The organism is Roseibium sp. AS2 (assembly GCF_038900065.1).
Taxonomy (GTDB): domain Bacteria; phylum Pseudomonadota; class Alphaproteobacteria; order Rhizobiales; family Stappiaceae; genus Roseibium.
On sequence record NZ_JBBMQN010000006.1, the window covers coordinates 280,938 to 302,817 of the forward strand.

Consider the following 21,880-nt stretch of genomic DNA (forward strand, 5'->3'; position numbering starts at 1 on the left):
GATTTTCCAAGGGCCGATCATGAAAAAGCCCGGGCAGGGATGCCCGGGCTCAGACTGCTGAGAAATCTGAAATCGCTCTCTCGTGATCCCGGCAAGGCGAAGCGCGCGCCGGGATCACGATGAAAAGGCTTGGCAAGAGACCGCGCGGAGACGGCCGTTGGTTCTGCCTGCCTCAGTGGTCCAGTTTCACCCAGGCGGAATTGCGCGCAGAGGAGCGGACGCAGGCATCGATGAACTGTTCGCCAGCCAGACCGTCTTCAATGCCCGGCACCAGCGAGGTCGTTGACTTGCCGTTCCGGTGAGCCCGGATGGCGTCGGCCGCTTCCGTGTAGAGATTGGCGAAGCCTTCCAGATACCCTTCCGGATGGCCAGGCGGGACACGGGTGGTCGATGCAAGCGCGGCGGACATGCCGGCGCCGCCGCGGGTGATCAGTCTCTGGGGTTCGCCGAACGGCGTGAACCGGAGATAGTTCGGGTCTTCCTGGTGCCATTCCAGCCCGCCCTTTTCGCCGTAGACCCGGATCTTGAGATTGTTCTCGTTGCCGGGTGCCACCTGCGAGCACCACAGCATGCCGCGCGCGCCGCCATCGAACCGCAGCATGACATGGGCATTGTCGTCGACCTTCCGGCCGGGCACGAAGGACTGGAGATCGGCTGCCAGGCTCTCGGCAGTCAGCCCGGTGATGAAACTGGCCAGATTGAAGGCATGCGTGCCGATGTCGCCCGTCGATCCGCCGATCCCGGTGCGGGCCGGATCCGTGCGCCAGTCCGCCTGCTTGTTGTGCACATCGACCGACAGCCAGTCTTGCGCGTATTCGACCTGCACGACACGGATCTTGCCGAGATCGCCGTTTGCGACCAGCTCGCGCGCCTGGCGCACCATCGGGTAGCCGGTGTAGTTGTGGGTCAGGAAGAACAGGGCATCGGAACTTTCCGCAGCCTTCACCAACTTCTTCGCATCGCTGAGCGTCGAGGTCAGCGGCTTGTCGCAGATGACATGGATGCCGCGCTTCAGGAATTCCTTCGCCACGGGATAATGCATGTGGTTCGGAGTGACGATGGCGACGGCCTCGATACCGTCCTTCAGCCGCGCTTCACGCTTGGCCATGTCGGCAAACGATCCGTAGATCCGGTCTTCCTTCAAGCCGAGCGCGCGGCCGGACTCCAGAGCCTTTTGCGGAGTGGAGGACAGGGCTCCGGCGACCAGGTCAAAGTGACCGTCGATGCGCGCCGCGATCCGGTGCACTGCACCGATGAAGGCATCCTTGCCGCCGCCGACCATGCCCAGCCGTACCGGCCGCACATGGTTGTTGTCTGTTCCGTCAGTGGCCATGTTGTCTCCTCCTGAATAGTTTTTCCGGTCCGCGCCGGACTGCTGAAACGAATGAACCGCAAAAAAACCTCATCCCGAACAGGACCGGAAGGTCCGTCTTGCGGCACGGGCGGATTGCTCCCGAACGCGCGGCCCAACGTTCGGGGCAGCGCTTTCGCGCGTGCTCGGGACAAGGGTGATTGGCCGATTGCCTTCGAGCAAGGCCGTTGCACGGGCAATCCGTTCGCCTCGCGGCCTACCCGATCCCCAGCATCTTCCGGTTGGCTGCATCATCACTACCGCCACCGGCAAAATCGTCAAAGGCCTTTTCCGTCACGCGGATGATGTGATCGGCGACGAACTGCGCGCCTTCGCGGGCGCCGTCCTCCGGGTGTTTCAGACAGCATTCCCATTCGACCACCGCCCAGCCGTCGAAGTCGATCGCGGCCAACTTGGAAAAGACCGCGCCGAAATCGACCTGCCCGTCGCCGAGCGAGCGGAACCGGCCGGCCCGATCGACCCAGGATTGGTAACCGCCATAGACGCCCTGGCGTCCGGTCGGATTGAACTCCGCGTCCTTGACGTGGAACATGCCGATCCGGTCCCGGTAGATATCGATATTGTCCAGGTAGTCCAGGCATTGCAGCACGTAGTGCGAGGGATCGTAGAGCATCTTGCAGCGGCTGTGGCCGCCCAGACGCTCCAGGAACATCTCGAAGGTGATGCCGTCGTGAAGGTCTTCGCCAGGGTGGATTTCGTAACACACGTCCACTCCCATTTCGTCGGCATAATCCAGGATCGGCCGCCAGCGCCGGGCGAGCTCGTCGAACGCGGTCTCGACCAGACCGGCGGGCCGCTGTGGCCACGGGTAAACATAGGGCCAGGCGAGCGCGCCGGAAAAGGTCGCATGCGCCGGGATGTCGAGATTGCGGCTCGCCGCCAGGGCAAGCTTGACCTGGTCCACGGCCCAGGCCTGCCGTGCGGCCGGATTGCCGCGCACCTCCGCAATGGCAAAGCCGTCGAAAACCGTGTCATAGGCCGGATGAACCGCCACCAGCTGGCCCTGCAGATGTGTCGAGAGTTCGGTGATTTCGACGCCGTTCTCCCTGGCCACGCCTGCGAAGTCTTCGCAGTAGGTCTTGGAACTGGCTGCCTTTTCAAGGTCGATCAGACGCGCGTCCCAGCTTGGCACCTGAACGCCGAGATAACCGCAATCGGCGGCCCATTTCGTGATCGAACCCCAGGAATTGAACGGTGCGTCGTCCCCGGCAAACTGCGCAAGGAACAGGGCAGGGCCTTTGATCGTCTTCATGACTGTCTCCCGGATTTAGGAATTTCGAAACAAAAAGGGCCGGAACCCCATCGCGGCAGGTTCCGGCCCGCTACTTCCGGTGCCTTAGAACGGCGAATCCGGGAAGTAGTAGCTTTCCGCGTTTTCAGGCGTGATCAGCGTCGCGCCCAGAATGTAGCGGCCGGCAACCGGTCCGTTGGACTTGAACGCCGAGACCGTCGCATCCATGGCGGTTGCAATCATCGCGGGCGGGTAGAGCACATCCACCGGAATGAGGCCTTCTCCATCCATGATGCCCTTGATGATTTCCTTCATGCCCGCACCGCCGACGACAAACATGCCGTCACCGTCGCGACCTGCCTGTTTCAGGGCGGCGACCACCCCGATGGCGATGTCGTCATCCTGGGCCCAGACCGCGTCGATGTCGGGGAAGCGGGACAGGAAGTCCTGCATCACCTCGAAACCGTCGTCGCGGTTCCAGTTGGCGTGTTTGTGGTCGAGCACGTTGATGCCCGAGCCCTCGATTTCCGCCATGAAGGCGTCGAAGCGCTCGTTGTCGATCACGGTCGGGATGCCGCGCAGGACAACGATGTTGTCGCCGTCCTTCAGCCGGGTTTTCATGTATTGCGCCGACACCCGGCCGAGTTCCGGGTTGTTGCCCGCCACATAAAGATCCTCGATGCCCGGCTGGCTGAGGCCACGGTCGACAACCGTGATCCAGGCGCCGGACTTCTTGACGTTCAGCACCGGGTCGGTAAGCGGTTCGGATTCGAACGGCAGCACGACCAGCGCGTCGATCTGATGCACGGAGACCAGATCTTCAAGGGCACCGGCCTGTGCTTCCGGATCCGGCGAGTTGACTAGGATGAGGTCGACGTCCGGATAGAGTTTTTCGAGCCGTTCTTCCGCCTGTTCCGCGTGCCAGTTCATGCCGGCGGCCCAGGCGTGTGTCGGGGTCGGGTAACTGACACCGATCTTGATCTTGTCCTGTCCGGCGACCGGGCCGGCGAATGCCAGCATTCCGGTTACCGCTATCGCTCCCACGACTTTCTTCATGAGCATGGTTTCCTCCTCCAATGCCTGCCAAATGAACGCACCTCTCCCGTCCGGTGCGCACCGGTTCTATTCCTGGGGGACGGGTCCCGATCGGTATTATTTGTTCTTGCCGAACTTCCAGTCGCTGCGCTGCAGAAAGACCGCAACGATGATGATCAGTCCCTGCATGGTTCCATTCAGGTAGTTCGAGATCAGGTCCGTGAAGTTCAAAATGTTGCCGATGGTGGTCAGGATCAGCGCACCCAGGATCGTCCCGCCGATCCGTCCGTAGCCGCCTTTCAGCACGGTGCCGCCGATGATCACCGCGGCAATCGCCTCCAGCTCCCACAACACGCCGGTGGACGCCGAAGCCGAGCCGAGGCGCGGCACATAGATGATGGTGGCGAAGGCGACGCACAGGCCCTGAATGACATAGGTGAGCGTCTTGACCCGGTCGACATTGATCGCCGAATACCTGGCAACGGCTTCATTCGAGCCGATGGCCGTGCAATAGCGTCCGAAGGCCGTCCGGTTGAGGAGCAACCAGCCGCAGATGGCCACCGCGATGAACACCCACACAGGGTAGGGCAGGCCGAGAAAGCTGTCGTAATAGACCGGCCGGTAGGTGCCGCGCACCCCGAAGTCCAGCGAAAGCGTGCCGCCGTCGGCGAAATAGGTGACCAGCGACCGGTAGATGCCCATGGTCCCGAGGGTCACGATGAAGGCCTCGATCTTGCCCCTGGTCGTCAGCGTGCCGTTGATCCAGCCGGCGCCGATACCCAGAATGATTGCGACGCCGCAGCCGAGCAGCACGGTCGCTATCCCGGTTCCCAGGGTATCGACGGCGCTGTCCATGACGATGATCATGACGCCGGCAATGGCTGCCGCCATGGACCCGACGGACAGGTCGATGCCTCCGGCGGTGATCACGAAGGTCGCCCCGACCGCGATGATGCCGATGAAGGCCGACCGGGTCAGAAGGTTGGTCAGGTTGCCTTCGCTGATGAAGGCGGGATTCAGAAGGAACCCGATCAGGCACAGCAGCAGCAGGGCGATCGCCGGGCCGAGGGTCTTGAAATCGACGGACCTTCTCTTTGCCGGCTTGGCCGCGGTATTTTCGGATGCGGTCATCATGGTCAATGGAGGTCCTCCCGCTTGAGACCGGCGGCATAGCGCATGATTTCGTTCTCGTTGATATGGTCGCCGGTCAGCACGCCGGTTATGTGGCCTTCACGCATCACGACGACCCTGTGGCAGATGCCGATGATCTCCGGCATTTCGGAGGAGATCACGACCACGGAAACACCTTCGGCGGCCAGCGCGGCGATGAAATGATAGATCTGCTGCTTGGTGCCGACATCGATGCCGCGGGTCGGCTCGTCGATGATGACGATCTTCGGATCGCCTTCCATGATCTTGGCCAGCAGCAGCTTCTGCTGGTTTCCCCCGGACAGCTTGCCGACGGTGATGTCCCTGTCCTTTGCCCGGACATCGAAGCGGCGAATCGCCCGGTTCAGCGCGGTCTCTTCCGCCTTGCGGTCGATGCCGAAATTCCGGACGAATTTCGGCAGGGCGAACAGGGTCAGGTTCGGCTGCATCTTCTTGTCGAGCAGCAGTCCTTTTTCTTTCCTGTCCTTGGTGAGATAGGCAAGACCGAGGTCGCGTGCCTGCGCGACGGTCATGGGGCCGATGTCGCGTCCAAATAGCCGTATGGTGCCGCCTTCGACCGGCGCCAGTCCGCAGATGGCCTCGAATATCGCCGTGCGCCCGGACCCGATCAGGCCTGAAAAACCCAGTATTTCACCCTTGCGCAAGCCGAAACTGACCGGCCCGGCACCCGGGGTGAGGACATTCTCGACGTCAAGCACCACGTCCGCATCCACATCCGCCTCATGCATCGGCGGATAGAGATCGGAGAGCTCCCGGCCGACCATCATCTGGGCCATCAGGTCCGGCGTCAGGTCGCTGGAGGCGCGGGTCTCGATCCACTGGCCGTCGCGCAGGATGGTCACCCGGTCGGCAATGGCCTTGACCTCGCTCAGCTTGTGGGAAACGAACACAATGCCGACACCGCTCTGTTTCAGCTTTTCGACCTGCCGGAAGAACACTTGCGTTTCCTCTTCCGTCAGCACCGCGGTCGGTTCGTCCATGATCAGGATGCGGGCGTTGCGGCTGACGGCCTTGACGATCTCGACCATCTGCTTCTGTGCGATGGTCAGGTCGGAAATGCGGTCGCCCGGATGAATGTCGAGGCCGATCTCGTCGAGATGTTTCTGAACGATCGCGCGCATCGCGGCCTTGTCCAGCAACCCCTTCGACTTCATCTCGCGTCCCAGGAACACATTCTCCTCGACCGTCATCTGTTCGGCGAGATTGAGTTCCTGGTGAATGAGAATGATGCCGAGCCTCTCGGCAGCGCCATTGGCGGGAAGGACGGTTTTCTCGCCGTCCAGCCGGATCTGGCCGGATGTCGGGTCCTGAAATCCCGAAAGGATTTTCATGAGGGTCGATTTGCCCGCGCCGTTCTCGCCGATCAGCGCATGCACTTCGCCCGGACGCACATCCATGCTGACGCTGAACAGCACCGGGACGGGTCCAAAGGATTTGCTGATGTTGACAGCCTCGATGATCGCCGCCGGTGCGGACGTCTCCAGGTTCATTCTTGTGTCCTCCCAAGCGCCAAATTCCTCAGTCCCATTGGCGCCACGATTAAAATGTAAACGTTTTCATAATTCATGTAAACCTTTACATGGAGAAATGAAAACCTTTTCATCGTGTGCGCTGCGCAGTATACAGCTAAGAGGCCGTGAAGATTCATGAGCTTACAAAGTGCCCGCGCTGCACCATGCCCGAGAGAAAAAAATGAGCGAACCGGTAGAGCGGCCGGCCACCATTGAAGATGTTGCAAAGCTTGCGGGCGTTTCGATCGCGACCGTCAGCCGGGCCTTGCGCTCGCCGGAGAAGGTCGCGGAGAGCACGCGCAAGAAGGTCACTGCCGCCATTGCCCGCACCGGCTATACCGCCAACGCGATGGCACAGAACCTGCGCATGCAGCGCTCGCGGATGGTGCTGGTGCTGGCAGCCTCCATCGCCGACCCGAATTTCGCCGGTATTCTGACGGGCCTGGAAAAGGCCGCCGCCGACCGGGGGTATGGCGTCCTGATCGGGAACACGGAAGGCACCACCGGCATCGAACAGACCTACCTGCGCTTCCTGTCGACCGGCATGGCCGACGGCCTTGTGCTGCTGACCGGGCACATTCCGGTCGCCGGTGAGCCGCAGGCGCCCTTGAGCACCTTGCCTCCCATCGTGGCGACCGAGCGACCGCTCGCACGTGCCGAAATAAGCTATGTCGGCGTCGACGACGTCGCCGCCGCCAAGCTGGCGACCGAATACCTGATCTCCCTCGGCCACAGGAAGATCACCTACATTTCAGGAGGTGTGGCGGATGTGCGCAGCGACCTGCGCCATGCCGGCTATCGTCAGGGCCTGAAGGAAACGCCGGAGCGCCCGCGCGACTGGCGGGTCGAAGGCGACGGAACCGCCGAAAGCGGGCGGGCCGCCGTCGAACGCCTGTTCATCAAGGACGATCTGCCGACCGCGTTTTTCTGCTTCAATGACAACACGGCAATGGGCGTGATCTCGGCGCTGCATCTGCGCGGCTACAACGTGCCGGGAGATTTTTCGGTTCTCGGGTTCGACGACATTCCGTTCGCCAACAATTTCACCCCGGGGCTGACCACGATCCGCCAGCCCAGACACCACATCGGCGAACTTGCCATGAACATTCTGCTCGACCGGCTGGCCAACCGCTCGCTCGAAACCCGGACCCGTCTTCTGCATGGAGACCTGATCGTCCGGGAAAGCTGCGCGGGAGTGCCCCGGTAAGGGCGGGCCGGCATTACGCGCCCGCCGCTGTCCTTGAGCTTTGGGATCCGGACACCCGCGTCAGCAGTTCGCTGGTGACGGCCCGTGTGCCCATTTCGCCGCCGAATTCCATTGGCCGCAGCATGTTGTCCTCAAAGCCATCATCGACGGCCGTGTTGATCAGGTTCGCGGCATCCGCCAGGGCAGGGCGGTCCATCTTCTCGGCGAGATAGTCCAGCATCAGCGCGGCGCTCAGGATGGCCGCCAGGGGATTGGCCTTGTCCTGACCCATGATGTCCGGTGCGCTGCCGTGCGCGGGCTGGAACAGACCGGTGTTGTCGCCGATCTCGCCGCAGGCGGCCATGCCCATGCCGCCGACCAGCCCACCGGCCAGATCCGACAGGATGTCGCCGAACATGTTCTCCATCACCAGAACGTCGAATTCCCAGGGCTTGCGCACCAGGTCGAGGGCCATCGCGTCAACGTAGTTGTAGCTGACAGGAACGTCCGGAAAGGTCCCTTTGACCTCGTCGAACAACTGCCGGAAAAAGGCCAGGGAGGTGAACACATTGGCCTTGTCGACGCAGGTGAGACTGCCGGGCCTGCCGCGCTCGCGGCGCTTGCGCGCAAGACGGAAGGCGAAGTCGTGCAGCTTGGTCGTGGTCTTGCGGGTGATCCGCAGGACATCCTGAACCTCCTCGTCATTGACGACGAGGCTGCGATTGTGGACCGCTGCGGAATAGAACAGGCCTTCGGTCGACTCCCGCAGGATGACAAGGTTGATACCGGCAGCTCTCGGGTCGGCAAGCCGTTGCGGCGCGTTCGGATAGGCCTTGACCGGCCGGACGCCGGCATACAGCCCGAAGCGGTCACGCAGGCGCAGATGCGGCGAGACTTCCGTGCCATCCGCATGCCGGATCGCCGGCAGGCCGATGGCCCCGAGGAAAATCGCGTCCGCGGTTTCCGCGCGCGCTTCACCATCCGGCTCGATGTCGGATCCGGTTTCGCTGAAATAGCCGGCCCCGGCGTTGATGGTGTCATAGACGGGCTGCGGCTGGCCGGTTCGCCGCAAGGCAGCTTCCATCACCGCCATTGCCGCCTCGGCGACATCGACGCCGATCCCGTCACCTTTTATCAGGGCTATCTTCATGGGTATTCGTCCTTAACGCCAGTCAATGTCGAAGCGATCGACAATCCGGGCAACTTGCTGATCATTCAAAGAGGTGGCGGCCGTTCCGCGAAGCAGAAGGGCCAGCCGTGCCGTTGCTTCCAGTTCTTCCGTGGCGAAGACCGCCGCGTCCAGATCCCTGCCGGCAACCACGGGACCGTGGTTGGCCAGAAGGACCGCGGAGCGCCTGCCCGCAAGGCCCCGCACGGCCTCGCCCATGGCCGGGTCGCCGGGCACGAAAAACGGCAGCAGCTGCACCTTGCCGAGCTGCATGATCCCGTAGGCAGTCAGCGGCGGCAGGACGTTGTCGGGGTCGATCTCGGGCAACAGCGACAGTGCCACCGAGTGGCAGGAGTGAAGATGCACGACGGCCCCGGTGCCGTGACGGGTTTCGTAGAAAGCCGCATGCAGCGGCATCTCCTTCGTCGGCGCATCGCCGGAAAGCAGGGCACCGTCGGCGGACAAGTGGCTGATCCGGGCCGGGTCCAGCGTGCCCATGGACGATCCTGTCGGGGTCACCATCAGGCTGCCGTCCGACAGCCGGACGGAAATGTTGCCGGTCGACCCGTGGGTGAGGCCACGGTCGAACATCGACTTCGCCATCCGGCAGATCTGTTCGCGTGTCGCGGCTCTTTCGCTCATGCCGAACCCTCCAGAATGGCGAGGGCCTCGGAGAAGAATGCCGGGCCGCCGAAATTGCCGGACTTGAGCGCGAGCGCCAGTGGGCGGTCGGTCACCTTGAGCGCCGGCACGCCTGCGGCGATCCTGGGGCCGATCTGCAGCATGTCCGCCTGCAGACCGGAGACCACGGCGCCGGACGTCTCGCCGCCGGCGACCACGATCCGTTTGACGCCAGCCTCTGCAAGCGCCGCTGCCAGGCCGGCGAACAGCGTTTCGATCGCCTGCGCACTGCGGTCCCGGCCATGGCGGGCCTGGGCGGCTGCCACGACCTGCGGATCTGCGGAGGAATACAGAAGGGGAGGCGTGTCCTGTGCCAGGGTCCAGTCGACGAGCTCCTGCAACGACAGTTTTTGCGTAAGGATATCGTCCACCGGGAGTTCCCGCGACGGCGCCGACGCCTTGAAGATGCCCACCTGGTTGCGGGTCGCCGACGAGCAGGACCCGGACAGGACAACTGCCTTGCCGGGGACGCCTGTCCAGGGGGAGCGGCCCGGCGAGAAGCCGAAGTTCCGCGGCAGTCCGAGCGCGATGCCGGAGCCGCCGGTCAGCAGCTTGCGCGCCGCTGCCGCGTGTCCGAGCGCGACCAGATCCTCGTTGCGGATGGCATCGACGATCACCATCGCCTTGCCGGCGGCTGCGGCGCTCCATTTGATGGCGTCCGACCCCGACCACACAGTGCCAATGGCGACATGGCCGACTTCCCAGCTTGTCTGCTTGCGCAGAACACGGCGCAGGTCGGGATCCGTCATCGGCGTCAGCGGATGGTTCTGCATGCCGCTTTCGCTGAGCAGGAGGTCCTTGACGAACAGGTGACCCTGATAGACCGAACGGCCGGTCTCCGGAAAGGCCGGGCAGACAAGGACGCAGGTCTCGCCGAGCCGGTCCGCGAGTGCTTCCGTGACCGGTCCGATATTGCCCTGGTCGGTGGAATCGAAAGTGGAGCAGATCTTGAAGACGATCTGCGTGCAGCCCTGGGAAACCAGCCAGTCGCAGGCCTTCAGCGACTGCGCAACGGCCTCCTGTGCCGGCAGGGTGCGGGATTTCAGGGCGACCACACCGGCTTCGACGGCCGCGTCGGCGGCACGCTCCGGGACGCCGACGAACTGCGTCGTCGGCATGCCGCCTTCCGACAGCATCAGGGCGATGTCGGAAGCGCCCGTGAAATCATCCGCGATCACACCGAGCTTCATGCGCCGATCCCCTCGAGCGGCCCGCGGTCGAGGCGCACGATGTGATCGGGTCCGTGGACCGGGAACAGCTTGCGCACCAGCGGGTCGTGGCCCGGGATGACCAGATCCTTCGAGCTGGCGAGGGTCTGGATCTTCCGGAATCCGTCCAGCATGTCCTCCATGTCGACGACGATCGGAAACGGCTTGGCATGCAGGAAGTTCTCGTAATAGTGCGACGCGTCCGAGGCCAGGCACATCCAGCCGGCTTCGGTCAGGACACGGACCACCTGCAGTCCCCTGCTGTGGCCGCCCGTGCGGTGAACGGTGACCCCCTCACGGACCTCGCCGTCGCCCTCGTGAAAGATCACCCGTCCGGAATAGAGCCTTTGCACCGCCTCGCAGACGTGATCGGCGGTGAAGGGCGCATTGAGCGTGCCGTGGCACATGCAGGGACCCGTGGCGTAGGCCATTTCGGCGGCCTGCAGATGGATGGTTGCCTCGGGGAAATACTTCAGCCCGCCGGCATGGTCATAGTGCAGATGAGTCACGATGAGCGTCGAGACATCGTCCGGGCGGATCCCGAGCGGCGCCAGGGCCTCTGCCGGGTTCAGCCGGACCGGCCGGCCACGGCGATCGCCCTCTTCATGGTCATAGCCGGTATCGACCAGCAGGACCTCGTCGTCCCTGCGCAGCACCCAGAAGAAATAGTCCATTTTGTGCGGCTGGTCGTGATTGTCGTCGAAAAGGAAGCTGTCCTTGCGCGTGCGCGCGTTCCGGTCGGCATATTTGACGGCAAAGACGTGCCAGGGGGTCATTGGGCCACCTTGGTAAAGGTCAGGACCGTCTTGCCGGAGATCATGTCCGTGACGGCGGCGTCGAAACTCTTGAAATGCGGCGTCGCCAGATGTGTCTTGAAGGCAGCTTCATCGTCATAGAGCTCGTAGAGAAAGACCTCGTCGGGCCGGGCCGGATCGCTGCAGACATCGAATTGCCGGCACCCCGGCTCGGTCTTGAGGGAGATCGTGGCATTTTCGCTCATCAGCGGCAGGAAGGCATCAGCCTGACCTTGCCGTATCTTGAACATCACCGTGACTGCGAACATCGGTTTTCTCCTTGTCACCGGAACAGGTGCACCATACCCATTGAAATGAACGGAATGTAGGTCACGGCGAGAAGTGCGATGATGGCGGCCACGTAGAGAGGGGCCATCTTGCGCGCAATGGACAGCACGCCGACCCCTGATATCCGCGAGGCCACATAGAGTGTAGCGCCGACCGGCGGCGTGAACAGGCCGACGGCCACGTTGCAGGTCATGATGACCCCGAGATGGACCGGATCGACTCCGAAGGCCTTGGCCGTCGGCAGGAACAGAGGCGCCGTCAGAAGGATGGCCGGGACCGGATCAAGCACGAGACCGAGGATCAGGAGCACAATGTTGACCAGAAGCAGGAACATCCAGGGTCCGGAAGAGAAGTCCTGCACGAAAGCGACCAGGATCTGCGGCATCTGCTCAAGCGTGATCAGCCAGCCGAGCACCGTCGTCGCCCCGATCACCACCATCACCACGGAACTGGTGACGAAGGAATCGATCAGCAGGCGCGGCAGGTCCCGCAGCTTGAAGTCGCGATAGACGACGGTGGTCACGAAAAGCCCGTAGACGACGGCAAGTGCGGCGGCCTCGGTCGGCGTCACCCAGCCGGTGAAGATACCGCCGAGGATCAGCACCGGCATGAACAGCGCCGGTGCGGTGCCGATGAAGGACGAGGTCAGCTCCTTGAGTGTTGTGGTGCGGCCGCCGGGGTCGCATTTTGTGGTCTTGCCGACATAATAGCACACGGCCATGAACAGGGATCCGAACAGGATGCCCGGAACCATGCCGCCAAGGAACAGGTCCGCGACGGAGACATTGCCGACGAACCCGTAGATCAGCATCGGAATGGAGGGCGGAATGATGATGCCGATCGTTCCGGCTGCCGCCACCAGTCCGGCCGCGAATGCCGTATTGTAGCCTTCACGGGACATGTTCTTGATCATGACGGATCCGATGGCCGCGCTGTCGGCGATGGCCGAACCGGAAATGCCGCCGAAGATCATCGACGCGCCGACGACAACCATGCCGAGACCGCCGGCCATGAAACCGAAGGCCGCCCGGGCAAAGCCGATGATGCGCAGGCCGACGCCGCCACGGCTCATCATTTCCCCGGCAACGATGAACAGGGGGATCGCCAGGAAGTGGTTCGGTTCCACGCCGCCGATGAAATTCAGGAACAGGGCCTGCAGCGGATAGCCGAGATCGAAGACGATGATCGGCAGGACGGCCGTGATCAGGATCGCCCAGACCAGCGGAACGCCGAGAAAGACGGAGCCGAGGAAAACGGCAACGACAAAAAGCAGGATCATGACAGGGCCTCGCCGCCATCGGAATGGGATGCATGGGGAACGACCGGGTTCCGGAAGTCGTATGCCATGTTGAAGAGATGGAAGATCAGCGTCACCGTCATGCCCGCGGGCATGGACGCATAGAGCAGTCCGACCGGCCAGTAGAGCACCGTCGTCTTTTGAGCCCAGGTGTGGACGCAGATGAGATAGCCGGTATAGATCAGGCTGATCAGCAGCACGGCGATGAGTATGTCGATCGCCACGGACAGGATCCGCTGGCCGGTGTAGGGGATCAGCCTCTCGACGATCTCCGTCACCCGCATGTGCGCGCCGCGCGCGATGGCCGCCGCGCAGCCCAGAAACGTGCTCCAAAGCAGCAGGAAGCTGGTCACCTCCAGCGACCAGGCCAGGTCAAACCCGGCGAAACCGCGAAGCCAGGCGTTGCAGAACACCAGGGTGACGATCGAAAAGCCGCCAAGCGCCAGGCAAATGTCGACCAGATGGCTGAGCCAGCGCAGCACAGCCGGGTAATGCTCTCGGTAATCCAAGGCTCTTCTCATTCAGGAAAGGGCCGGAACCCCGGGAAGGCAGTCCCTCGGGTTCCGGCAAGTTTCACCCTAGGACTTGATCAGTTCTGGGCCGGGAGTTTTTCGCGGATGGCTGCGGCATCGGCGAGGATCTTGTCGACCGCTTCATCGCCGTAGACGTCCTTTGCCTTGGCGTAGACGGACTGGACCGCATCGCGGAACGGTCCGATCTCCGGAACGCTGACCTTTGCACCGGCTTCCTCCATTTCGGTGAGCTGGCTGTCAACGGAGTTCTTGACGAGGTCACGGCTGAAGGCAGCGGATTCCGCTGCGGCCTTCAGGACCGCTTCCCGGTCCTCGTCGGAAAAGGACTGCCAGGTTTTCTCGGCGATCGTCAGCGGCAACGGGCTGTAGACGTGACGCGTCAGCGTGATGTAAGGCGCCACTTCGTAGAAGCGCAGCGACTTGATGGTGTCGACCGGGTTTTCCTGGCCGTTCACGATGCCCTGCTGAATGGAGAGATAGACGTCGGTGATCGGCATGACGACGGTCTGAAAGCCGATGGCTTCCATCGACCAGCGGATCATGTCGTTCGGAAAGACGCGCATCTTCATGGATTGGGCATCTTCAGGCGAAGTCAGCGGTTCATTGGTGGTGAAGCTGCGAAATCCCGCTTCCCAGGTGCCGAGAACGCGGAAGCCCTTTTCCGGCAGCTTGGCAAACTCGCCCTGAAGCCACTCCGAATTGTCATAGAGTTCCCAGCCCTGCTCGTAGGTGTCGACCAGGAACGGCATGGCCGTCAGGTTGAGGGAAGGCAGGTGGGTGGCGTAGCTGCCGGTCGCCGAGACGGTGAAGTCGACGCCGCCAAGCTGCAACAGTTCGATCGCCTTCGGATCGTTGGCGAGCTGTCCCGACGGGAAAATCTGCACCTCGTAGCGTCCGTCAGTGTAGTCCGCGACTTTCTCCGCGAACAGTTCGGCCGCAGCCTGGCGCGAGCCGCCCGGATTGTCGGTATGGCTGAACCGCAGGGTTTCGACGGCCTCGGCGCCGCCGATGCCGGCGGTCAGGATCGCCGCGCTCAAGAGCAGGCGGCTCAATGATTTCTTGTCAAGCATTTCAGTCTCCTCCCACGGCCGCTCCATAGGCCGTATCAATTTACACATTAGATTGCGTATACGCAAACCAATCCCTTGTCAACGTGACGAATGTCGACTATCAAAAAATCCATTGATCCCCGGCTTTGCCCTAATGTCCGGTGACACATGAAAAAGGCCCTGGAACAGGGTGGGAGGAGAACCTGAGATGAAGAACGGCCCACAGACCCTGCGCGTTGCCTGTCTTGGAGCCGGATATTTCTCCCGGTTCCACTATGACGCCTGGCAGCGGACGGACCGTGTCCGGATGGTCGGTGCCTGCGACCGGGAGCAGGACAAGGCCACGGCGACCGGCCTGACCGCCTTCACGGATCTCGGCAGCATGCTGAAAATGGCGAAGCCCGACCTGCTCGACATCATCACACCGCCGCCGAGCCATCTGGCTGCGATCAGGCAGGCGGTCGAACACGGCGTCAGGGCGATCATCTGCCAGAAGCCGTTCTGCACCTCGCTGGATGAGGCCGGGGAGGCAACGGCGCTTGCGGAAGCGGCGGGCGTGACGCTTGTGGTTCACGAGAATTTCCGGTTCCAGCCCTGGTACCGGACGATGCGGCAGGCACTCGACACCGGGCTCATCGGCGACGTGCTCCAGTTCACCTTCCGCCTGCGCACGGGAGACGGGCAGGGGCCGCGGGCCTATCTCGACCGCCAGCCCTATTTCCAGGACATGCCAAGGTTTCTGATCCATGAAACCGGTGTCCACTGGATCGACACGTTCCGGTATCTGCTGGGCGAGCCGGTCGCCGTCTACGCGGATCTCCGCCGTCTCAACTCGGTCATCAAGGGGGAGGACGCGGGTTATTTCATCTTCGACCACGACAACGGGGTCCGCGCGCTGTTCGACGGCAACCGCCTGCTCGATCATGCCGCCGAAAACTGCCGCACGACGTTGGGCGAGGCCCTCGCGGAGGGCACCAGGGGCACCTTGACACTTTCCGGCGACGGTTCCGTGCGGCTGCGTTCTTTCGGCGATCAGGAGGGCAAAGTGCTGCTTGAAGCCAGGGCCTGGCCGGGCTTCGGGGGCGATTGCGTCAAGAATCTGATAGACCACGTTGTGAGTGGTATTCTCGACGGAACGCCGCTGGAGAATCGGGCGCGTGACTATCTCAAGGTGATCGCCATAGAACAGGCTTTGTATGAATCCGACCGGCTGGGCCTGAAAATCCGGGAGTTAGACAGTGCTTGAGGCGTCAAAACCCAAGACCATCACCACCCAGGCGATGGAACAGATCCGCCAGTTGATCTTCGACGGCGAACTGGCGGCGGGCTCCGATCATCTGGAAAGCGAACTGGCCGACAGGCTCGGCATGTCGCGCACGCCCGTGCGCGAGGCGACCCTGATGCTCGCCCAGCAGGGACTGCTGGAAGTGCGCCCGCGCAAGGGCGTCCGGATCGCGACCCTGTCACGCACCGACATGGAAGAGATCTATGCGGTCCTGACGGAACTCGAAGCCCTGGCGGCGGAGGAAGCCGCCTCCAAAGGGTATACCGAGGAGGACCTCGGCGCGTTGAAACAGTCCATCGAGGCGATGGAGGAGGCCTTGAAGAACGAGGACCGGGAGGCCTGGGCCGTCGCCGATCACGCCTTTCACGCCGAACTCGTGCGCCTGGGCGGCAATTCCCGCGTGCAGTCGATCGTCTCGATGATGGCCAATCAGGTGCGCCGCGCCCGCGCGATGACGCTCTATATCCGGCCGTTGCCGGTCAGGTCCAACGAGGACCATCGGGCGGTGTTCGACGCGATCCGCAAGGGCGATGCCGCGGCCGCCCGCGAGCGCCACAGGAGCCACCGCCAGCACGCCCGCGAGGTGCTGATCGATCTCCTGAAGAAGCACAAGCTGTTTCAGCTCTGACCCGGGGGCTCAGCCGCCCTGCCAGATCCTGATCGCGTCGACCGGGTAGACCAGCATCAGCACGTTCAGCGTGAGATTGTCCCGGATCACCCACAGGGCGAGCAGTTCGAAGACGATCGCTGTCAGCACCGTGACCCAGACCGGCAGTCGCCAGGCGAACACAAACCCGGCCAGCATCCACAGGATGTCGAACACCGAATTCAGGACGCTGTCGCCGGTATATCCCACGGCAATGGTCGCCTCCCGGTAGCGGTCGATGATCCAGGGGCTGTTCTCGACGATTTCCCAGGCGGCCTCGATCAGGATTGCGCCAAGCGCCCGCTCGCACACCGTGTGGCGCCTGAACGCCAGCCACAGCACCCAGTAGAAGATGAAACCGTGGATGACGTGGGAGAACGTGTACCAGTCGGCAATATGCTGGGACGAGCCGGCGAGATCGTCCGCCGGGGTCCAGAATTGAACGTAGCCGCAGTCGCAGATCGGGATCCGCCCCATGGCGAGCAGGAGGACGGCGGTGGCGGCGATCAGGGCGAAGCCGAGGAGGAAACATTTGCGGCGGCTCAAGGGACACTCCCGGGAACTGAAGGGGCTGGACAATTCAATACTGGAAATCCAGCGGGATTCTCTCTATGACCTTGCGCCAACGAAACATCAATCCGTCCGGCCTTGATTGACAGGTTGCGCCCCCGGTTTTACCGGCGCGGTCGCGCGGCCCCGCCGGATCGGCGACCAGGAGACTTTCATGACCAGCCTCAACGGCACGGCACCCTATCAAGCCCGGCGCACCTTCGCGATCATTTCCCACCCGGATGCGGGCAAGACCACGCTGACGGAAAAGCTGCTGCTGTCGGGCGGCGCGATCCGGGCCGCCGGTCAGGTGCGTGCGCGTGGTGAACGCCGCCGGGCGCGGTCCGACTGGATGAAGATCGAGCAGGAACGCGGCATCTCCGTGTCGTCCTCCGTCATGACCTTCGAGCGTGGCGGCATCATCTACAATCTGCTCGACACGCCGGGCCACGAGGACTTCTCCGAAGACACCTACCGCACGCTGACCGCCGTCGACGCGGCCGTCATGGTGATCGATGCGGCCAAGGGCATCGAGACCCAGACCCGCAAGCTGTTCGAGGTCTGCCGCCTGCGCGACATTCCGATCATCACCTTCGTCAACAAGATCGACCGGGAGGGCCGTCACGCCCTGGAAATCCTCGACGAGGTCCAGGAAGCGCTGGCGCTGGACGTCTCGCCACAGACCTGGCCGGTCGGCATGGGCTCGGACTTCTTCGGCGTCTACGACTGGCAGAAGAAGAAGTTCCACACCTCCGCCGGCGATCGGGGAGGGGCCTTTACGCAGACAAAGGACGTTTCGGGCCTCGACGACGAGATCCTGACCGGTACGGTCTTCGATCGGGTTCTGAACGAGCTGGAAGAAAACGTTGAACTCGGTGCGGAAGGCTACGCCGAATTCGATCGCGAGAGTTTCCTGGAAGGGCATCTGACCCCGGTCTTCTTCGGTTCGGCCCTGCGCGACTACGGCATCGAGGAAATTCTCGACTTCATCGCCGAATTCGCACCGCCGCCGCATTCCCAGCCGGCGACCGGCGGCCGCACGATCATGCCGGACGAGGACAAGGTCACCGGCTTCGTCTTCAAGGTTCAGGCCAACATGGACCCCAAACACCGCGACCGGATCGCCTTCCTGCGCCTGTGCTCGGGCACTTTCCGGCGCGGCATGAAGCTGAAACACGTGCGTGCCGGCAAGCAGATCGCGGTGTCAGCGCCGATCTTCTTCTTTGCCGAGGAGCGCGAGATCGCCGACCTCGCCTATCCGGGCGATGTCATCGGCGTGCCCAACCACGGCCAGCTCAGGGTTGGCGACACCTTGACCGAAGGCGAGAGCATCCATGTCACCGGCCTGCCGGCATTCGCCCCGGAAATCCTGCGCCGGGTGCGTCTTGCCGACACCATGCGCGTCAAGCAGATGCGCCAGGGTCTTCAGGATCTGGCCGAGGAAGGCCTTGTCCAGATCTTCAAGCCGGATCTCGGCTCCAACTGGATCGTCGGCGTCGTCGGCGCGCTGCAGCTCGATGTGGTGGTCGACCGGCTGAAGGCCGAATACGGCACCGAGATCGGCTTCGAGGCCGTGCCTTACACCACCGCCCGCTGGATCGAGACGGACAGTCAGACGCTGCAGAAGATGATCGAAGGCCACCGCATGTCGATCGCCAACGACCGTGACGACAAGCCGGTGTTCCTGTTCAAGAACGCCTGGGAAATCGGCCATGTGACCGAGAAGTTTTCAGACGTGAAGTTCCGCGAGACGCGGGAAATCGTCTACGAGGCGTGATCGCCGGAACGGGCCCGCAGGACTGGCGGCCTGTCTGAAAGCCTTTTATGCGCTCTGGAAACGATCGGGTCTCCGGTCCGCGCTGCGCTCGCCGGGGATGGCGGCGGCGGGGACGAAAGGCAGACGGAATGGCGCATGCCGCACCACACCCCGCTGCGCCTTCCCCGCCCCGAGCGGGGATCCAATGCCCCTCGCAGCACGCACTGACGCTCCTCGGACGACGCGCCGCGAACTGCCCTTTGGAAACCTTTCCAGCGCTCTGGAAGTGATTGGGTCCCCGATCAAGTCGGGGATGGCCGGGAAGCATCGAGGGACGGGTGTCCAGGGGCGCCAGCCGGCGCTTGCCGGCCGGAGCCCCTTGCCCGATCAGGATGCCCGGGCGGACGGCAGTTCGATGTCGATGCCGAGGGTCGTGACATCGCCGGAGCGGTCCATCTCGAGCCGGACGGAATCCGGATCGATACTGACGCGCCTTGCGACGACCGCGAGGATGTCCTCCCGCAGGCTGGAAATCAGCACCGCGTCGGAGCCGTCATCGGCCCGTTCATGGGCGAGAAGGATCTGCAGCCGGTTCTTGGCGACGGAAGCGCTCTCGTCCCGTTTGCCGAAGAAGCTCAGGATGTTCATGCGGCCCTCCCTCTGAAGAACTTGCCGAGCAGGCCCTTCTTCTCTTCGGGAATGGTGACCGGGATGTTTTCGCCGAGCAGGCGCCTGGTCGCTTCCATATAGGCCTTGGCCGCCGGTGAGGTTTCGTCCGACAGGGTGATCGGCACGCCGACATTGGACGCTTTCAGGATGTCCCTGCTTTCCGGAACCACGCCGATCAGCGGCACGGACAGGATGTCGACCACGTCGTCGGTCGCCAGCATGTCACCGGTCTTGGCACGCTCGGTGTCATAGCGGGTGATCATCAGATGTTTCGGCATCCGGCCGCCATCCTCGGCGACCTTGGTCTTGGCATCCAGAAGCCCGATGATGCGGTCACAGTCGCGCACCGAGGAAACCTCCGGATTGGACACGATGATGGCCTCGTCCGCATGCCGCATGGCCAGCGTCGCGCCGCGCTCGATACCGGCCGGGCTGTCACAGATCACCCAGTCGAAATACATGCGCAATTCGCTGATGACACTGGCAACGCCTTCTTCCGTCAGCGCGTCCTTGTCCCGTGTCTGGGAGGCAGGCAGCAGGAACAGGTTGTTCAGCTTCTTGTCCCTGACGAGCGCCTGCTTGATCGAGGCTTCGCCGCGCACCACGTTGACGAGATCGAACACGACCCGGCGTTCGGCGCCCATGATCAGGTCGAGGTTGCGCAGGCCGACGTCGAAGTCGACGGCACAGACCTGGTAACCTTCCTTGGCGAGCGCCGAGGCAATGGCCGCTGTGGTCGTGGTCTTGCCCACTCCGCCCTTGCCTGACGTGACCACAACGACGGTTGCGTTGCTCATGGTGTTCGTCCTGTTTCCTGTTGCGGACCCGCTGGCTCTGGCCAGCCGTGTCCGGGGTTAATTCAGCTGTTCGAAGACCAGCGTTTCGTTCTCGAACCGGATCTGGGCCGGCGCGTTGCGCAAGGTTGCGTCGAAGTCGTCCGCGACCTTGTAGAGACCGTTGATGGACACCAGCTCCGCCTCGAACTTGGAGCAGAAGATGCGGGCGCAGTCCTTGCCCGAAACACCCGCCAGTGCCCGGCCGCGCAGGGCGCCGTAGACATGGATCGATCCTCCGGCGATGATTTCCGCTCCGGAACTGACCGAACCGATCACCGTGACGTCGCCGTCCGGATGCAGAATGCTCTGGCCGGAGCGGACCGGTTCGGTGATCACGATCGACGCGCCGTTGTCGATGCAAGCAGGACCGGCCTGCATGTCCCGGTCGGGGTAGGCGTCCTTGCCGTCCGGTGCGATCGGTTTCTTTTCCGGTTTCGGGCCTGGTTTGTCCGCCGCCGCCGCAGTCTTGGCCTGTTCGGCATCGGGTCTATCCGTTGCCGCATCGGGCTTGCCCGCCACCGGTTCGGGAACGTCGACTTCGGCAGTCAGCCGTCCTCCGGAAAAACTCGGCGGCATGCCGGGTTTCAGCCGCGTTCCCGCGACCCCGTCAATGCCCATGACGCGTATCGAACGCTGGCCCAGTTCCTCCAGCAAGTGCTCCAGATCTCCGATCGGGATCTTGCTGCCGCGCACATCGAGAACGATCGGCCGGTCGATGAAAAAGCCCGGAGTGCGCGCAATGATGCGGTCGATCTCCCCGAACCAGTCTGCGAAAGGCAGTTCCGGACTCAGCACGATTGCAATGAAGGATTTTCCCTTGAACTTCATCTAAAGAGGGGTCCGGCGGCGTCGGCGGTCAAAGTGATTTGCTTCATTAAACTTATCATTAACCGAACCGGACAATCCGACCGCCATCCGTTTTCCACCGATATCGATTTTTCTCAAGTAATTCAGCTAATTGATGGAACGGACAGGCCGTCCGGCGTGTTCATGGGACAGATGCCTGACAGAAATGACGAGTCGGGTCGCGAGAATCGCCGGAAAGTCCCCTGCGGCATTCCTTTGCCGGTGCAGGAGTTAACTAAATTCCTGTAAAGCTCTGGATTTTCGCCATATTGCAGTGCAATATAATACGTCGGGTGTCAGGGGCTTCGTTCGTCTTTGGGGAAAAGAATGAGTAATTTCAGCGCTGTTATGAGCTATCTTGGTCTCGCCCCTGCGGAAGCCGCTTCGGTTCTGAGAGTGACTGAGGACGATATTGTTCGCTGGTGCAACACCAGTGAGGCGCCGCCGCTGCACATCTGGCAGGGCCTCGTCAGCATGCTCGACGAAATCCGGGTTTCGGCGGAGGAAGCCGCAAAGTCGGCCGACCTCGACCATATCGAGGCGACGGATCTCAACCGGATCGACCTGATCGTGCCCGGACAGGCCGCCTCTGACTATGCGGGCCCAAAACGGGCCGCCACCGCCCTGGCCGTCGCTGCTCTGGCAAGGGTGTTCGTCTGACCCTTCGGACGTCTGAGCCGGCAAAAAACTCTTGATAACGCGGGGTGCGGTCCGGATTGCCGGCCTGCTGGTGGTCCACCTTCATTGCAAGGGCGTGTAGGATCGTGTCG

The 21,880-nt window shown here is 62.8% G+C and carries 22 protein-coding genes; 5 read left to right on the plus strand and 17 right to left on the minus strand.

What is annotated here, in order from left to right; all coding sequences use genetic code 11:
* Nucleotides 1-172: 172 nt before the first annotated feature.
* The 5 genes from WNZ15_RS19145 to WNZ15_RS19165 all read right to left on the minus strand — a co-directional run bounded on the left by WNZ15_RS19145 (nt 173) and on the right by WNZ15_RS19165 (nt 6,298).
* Nucleotides 173-1,333 (minus strand): Gfo/Idh/MocA family oxidoreductase, encoded by a 1,161-nt coding sequence (locus WNZ15_RS19145; protein ID WP_342894612.1) that lies wholly within the window; start codon nt 1,331-1,333, stop codon nt 173-175.
* Between the two features lie 235 nt (nt 1,334-1,568).
* Nucleotides 1,569-2,624, minus strand: coding sequence for a sugar phosphate isomerase/epimerase (locus WNZ15_RS19150; protein ID WP_342894613.1), 1,056 nt, complete (start codon nt 2,622-2,624; stop codon nt 1,569-1,571).
* 84 nt (nt 2,625-2,708) lie between these two features.
* Nucleotides 2,709-3,665, minus strand: a complete 957-nt coding sequence (locus WNZ15_RS19155) for a substrate-binding domain-containing protein (RefSeq protein ID WP_342894614.1) — start codon at nt 3,663-3,665, stop codon at nt 2,709-2,711.
* Nucleotides 3,666-3,755: 90 nt separating this feature from the next.
* Nucleotides 3,756-4,772, minus strand: a complete 1,017-nt coding sequence (locus WNZ15_RS19160; protein WP_342894615.1) for an ABC transporter permease — start codon at nt 4,770-4,772, stop codon at nt 3,756-3,758.
* Nucleotides 4,773-4,774: 2 nt separating this feature from the next.
* Nucleotides 4,775-6,298 carry a sugar ABC transporter ATP-binding protein gene (locus WNZ15_RS19165; RefSeq protein ID WP_342894616.1) on the minus strand — a complete coding sequence of 508 codons (1,524 nt, stop codon included), beginning with the start codon at nt 6,296-6,298 and terminating at the stop codon, nt 4,775-4,777.
* Nucleotides 6,299-6,500: 202 nt separating this feature from the next.
* Between WNZ15_RS19165 and WNZ15_RS19170 the strand changes: the two genes are divergently transcribed.
* Nucleotides 6,501-7,526 (plus strand): LacI family DNA-binding transcriptional regulator, encoded by a 1,026-nt coding sequence (locus tag WNZ15_RS19170; protein ID WP_342894617.1) that lies wholly within the window; start codon nt 6,501-6,503, stop codon nt 7,524-7,526.
* Nucleotides 7,527-7,539: 13 nt separating this feature from the next.
* On the opposite strand, the gene WNZ15_RS19175 is transcribed toward WNZ15_RS19170, so the two are convergent.
* The 8 genes from WNZ15_RS19175 to WNZ15_RS19210 all read right to left on the minus strand — a co-directional run bounded on the left by WNZ15_RS19175 (nt 7,540) and on the right by WNZ15_RS19210 (nt 14,544).
* The gene (locus WNZ15_RS19175) at nt 7,540-8,655 is read right to left on the minus strand and encodes an isocitrate/isopropylmalate family dehydrogenase (protein WP_342894618.1); all 1,116 of its coding nucleotides are present in this window, start codon (nt 8,653-8,655) and stop codon (nt 7,540-7,542) included.
* 12 nt (nt 8,656-8,667) lie between these two features.
* Nucleotides 8,668-9,315 carry a 3-oxo-tetronate 4-phosphate decarboxylase gene (otnC, locus tag WNZ15_RS19180; RefSeq protein WP_342894619.1) on the minus strand — a complete coding sequence of 216 codons (648 nt, stop codon included), beginning with the start codon at nt 9,313-9,315 and terminating at the stop codon, nt 8,668-8,670.
* On the minus strand, nt 9,312-10,544 hold the full coding sequence (gene otnK / locus WNZ15_RS19185) for a 3-oxo-tetronate kinase (protein ID WP_342894620.1): 1,233 nt from the start codon (nt 10,542-10,544) through the stop codon (nt 9,312-9,314). The genes otnC and otnK overlap by 4 nt, the downstream gene beginning before the upstream one ends.
* A complete protein-coding gene (locus tag WNZ15_RS19190) occupies nt 10,541-11,338 on the minus strand; it encodes an N-acyl homoserine lactonase family protein (RefSeq protein WP_342894621.1) in 798 nt (265 codons plus the stop codon). The genes otnK and WNZ15_RS19190 overlap by 4 nt, the downstream gene beginning before the upstream one ends.
* On the minus strand, nt 11,335-11,625 hold the full coding sequence (locus WNZ15_RS19195; RefSeq protein ID WP_342894622.1) for a putative quinol monooxygenase: 291 nt from the start codon (nt 11,623-11,625) through the stop codon (nt 11,335-11,337). The genes WNZ15_RS19190 and WNZ15_RS19195 overlap by 4 nt, the downstream gene beginning before the upstream one ends.
* Nucleotides 11,626-11,639: 14 nt before the next feature.
* The gene (locus WNZ15_RS19200; protein ID WP_342894623.1) at nt 11,640-12,923 is read right to left on the minus strand and encodes a TRAP transporter large permease; all 1,284 of its coding nucleotides are present in this window, start codon (nt 12,921-12,923) and stop codon (nt 11,640-11,642) included.
* Complete coding sequence (locus tag WNZ15_RS19205) at nt 12,920-13,450, minus strand: TRAP transporter small permease (protein WP_342894624.1); 531 nt, start codon at nt 13,448-13,450, stop codon at nt 12,920-12,922. The genes WNZ15_RS19200 and WNZ15_RS19205 overlap by 4 nt, the downstream gene beginning before the upstream one ends.
* A gap of 80 nt (nt 13,451-13,530) precedes the next feature.
* Nucleotides 13,531-14,544 (minus strand): TRAP transporter substrate-binding protein, encoded by a 1,014-nt coding sequence (locus tag WNZ15_RS19210; protein WP_342894625.1) that lies wholly within the window; start codon nt 14,542-14,544, stop codon nt 13,531-13,533.
* Between the two features lie 187 nt (nt 14,545-14,731).
* On the opposite strand from WNZ15_RS19210, the gene WNZ15_RS19215 reads away from it, so the two are divergent.
* Together WNZ15_RS19215 and WNZ15_RS19220 are read left to right on the plus strand one after the other, a co-directional pair.
* Entirely contained in the window at nt 14,732-15,769 is a 1,038-nt protein-coding gene (locus tag WNZ15_RS19215; protein ID WP_342894626.1) for a Gfo/Idh/MocA family oxidoreductase, read from the plus strand.
* Entirely contained in the window at nt 15,762-16,436 is a 675-nt protein-coding gene (locus tag WNZ15_RS19220) for a GntR family transcriptional regulator (protein WP_342894627.1), read from the plus strand. The genes WNZ15_RS19215 and WNZ15_RS19220 overlap by 8 nt, the downstream gene beginning before the upstream one ends.
* Nucleotides 16,437-16,445: 9 nt before the next feature.
* Here the strand turns inward: WNZ15_RS19220 and WNZ15_RS19225 are convergent, their stop codons facing one another.
* Nucleotides 16,446-17,000 (minus strand): DUF2585 domain-containing protein, encoded by a 555-nt coding sequence (locus WNZ15_RS19225; RefSeq protein WP_342894628.1) that lies wholly within the window; start codon nt 16,998-17,000, stop codon nt 16,446-16,448.
* Nucleotides 17,001-17,178: 178 nt separating this feature from the next.
* On the opposite strand from WNZ15_RS19225, the gene WNZ15_RS19230 reads away from it, so the two are divergent.
* Complete coding sequence (locus WNZ15_RS19230; protein ID WP_342894629.1) at nt 17,179-18,780, plus strand: peptide chain release factor 3; 1,602 nt, start codon at nt 17,179-17,181, stop codon at nt 18,778-18,780.
* Nucleotides 18,781-19,146: 366 nt separating this feature from the next.
* Here WNZ15_RS19230 and minE read toward each other — a convergent pair whose 3' ends face one another.
* Genes minE through minC form a run of 3 tightly spaced genes read right to left on the minus strand, consistent with a single transcriptional unit; the run spans nt 19,147 to nt 21,092 of the window.
* A complete protein-coding gene (minE, locus tag WNZ15_RS19235; RefSeq protein WP_342894630.1) occupies nt 19,147-19,407 on the minus strand; it encodes a cell division topological specificity factor MinE in 261 nt (86 codons plus the stop codon).
* Complete coding sequence (minD, locus tag WNZ15_RS19240; protein ID WP_342894631.1) at nt 19,404-20,225, minus strand: septum site-determining protein MinD; 822 nt, start codon at nt 20,223-20,225, stop codon at nt 19,404-19,406. Before minD ends, minE begins: the two co-directional genes overlap by 4 nt.
* A 57-nt stretch (nt 20,226-20,282) precedes the next feature.
* Nucleotides 20,283-21,092 (minus strand): septum site-determining protein MinC, encoded by an 810-nt coding sequence (minC, locus tag WNZ15_RS19245; protein WP_342894632.1) that lies wholly within the window; start codon nt 21,090-21,092, stop codon nt 20,283-20,285.
* 345 nt (nt 21,093-21,437) lie between these two features.
* Here minC and WNZ15_RS19250 point away from each other — a divergent pair, with 345 nt between their 5' ends.
* Complete coding sequence (locus WNZ15_RS19250; RefSeq protein WP_342894633.1) at nt 21,438-21,770, plus strand: hypothetical protein; 333 nt, start codon at nt 21,438-21,440, stop codon at nt 21,768-21,770.
* Nucleotides 21,771-21,880: the final 110 nt, after the last annotated feature.

Bases quoted from the DNA above. Each gene is read 5' to 3' on its own strand.
- WNZ15_RS19145 (WP_342894612.1), bottom strand. From the start codon at position 1,333: ATGGCCACTGACGGAACAGACAACAACCATGTGCGGCCGGTACGGCTG.
- WNZ15_RS19150 (WP_342894613.1), bottom strand. From the start codon at position 2,624: ATGAAGACGATCAAAGGCCCTGCCCTGTTCCTTGCGCAGTTTGCCGGG.
- WNZ15_RS19155 (WP_342894614.1), bottom strand. From the start codon at position 3,665: ATGCTCATGAAGAAAGTCGTGGGAGCGATAGCGGTAACCGGAATGCTG.
- WNZ15_RS19160 (WP_342894615.1), bottom strand. From the start codon at position 4,772: ATGATGACCGCATCCGAAAATACCGCGGCCAAGCCGGCAAAGAGAAGG.
- WNZ15_RS19165 (WP_342894616.1), bottom strand. From the start codon at position 6,298: ATGAACCTGGAGACGTCCGCACCGGCGGCGATCATCGAGGCTGTCAAC.
- WNZ15_RS19170 (WP_342894617.1), top strand. From the start codon at position 6,501: ATGAGCGAACCGGTAGAGCGGCCGGCCACCATTGAAGATGTTGCAAAG.
- WNZ15_RS19175 (WP_342894618.1), bottom strand. From the start codon at position 8,655: ATGAAGATAGCCCTGATAAAAGGTGACGGGATCGGCGTCGATGTCGCC.
- otnC (WP_342894619.1), bottom strand. From the start codon at position 9,315: ATGAGCGAAAGAGCCGCGACACGCGAACAGATCTGCCGGATGGCGAAG.
- otnK (WP_342894620.1), bottom strand. From the start codon at position 10,544: ATGAAGCTCGGTGTGATCGCGGATGATTTCACGGGCGCTTCCGACATC.
- WNZ15_RS19190 (WP_342894621.1), bottom strand. From the start codon at position 11,338: ATGACCCCCTGGCACGTCTTTGCCGTCAAATATGCCGACCGGAACGCG.
- WNZ15_RS19195 (WP_342894622.1), bottom strand. From the start codon at position 11,625: ATGTTCGCAGTCACGGTGATGTTCAAGATACGGCAAGGTCAGGCTGAT.
- WNZ15_RS19200 (WP_342894623.1), bottom strand. From the start codon at position 12,923: ATGATCCTGCTTTTTGTCGTTGCCGTTTTCCTCGGCTCCGTCTTTCTC.
- WNZ15_RS19210 (WP_342894625.1), bottom strand. From the start codon at position 14,544: ATGCTTGACAAGAAATCATTGAGCCGCCTGCTCTTGAGCGCGGCGATC.
- WNZ15_RS19215 (WP_342894626.1), top strand. From the start codon at position 14,732: ATGAAGAACGGCCCACAGACCCTGCGCGTTGCCTGTCTTGGAGCCGGA.
- WNZ15_RS19230 (WP_342894629.1), top strand. From the start codon at position 17,179: ATGACCAGCCTCAACGGCACGGCACCCTATCAAGCCCGGCGCACCTTC.
- minE (WP_342894630.1), bottom strand. From the start codon at position 19,407: ATGAACATCCTGAGCTTCTTCGGCAAACGGGACGAGAGCGCTTCCGTC.
- minD (WP_342894631.1), bottom strand. From the start codon at position 20,225: ATGAGCAACGCAACCGTCGTTGTGGTCACGTCAGGCAAGGGCGGAGTG.
- minC (WP_342894632.1), bottom strand. From the start codon at position 21,092: ATGAAGTTCAAGGGAAAATCCTTCATTGCAATCGTGCTGAGTCCGGAA.
- WNZ15_RS19250 (WP_342894633.1), top strand. From the start codon at position 21,438: ATGAGTAATTTCAGCGCTGTTATGAGCTATCTTGGTCTCGCCCCTGCG.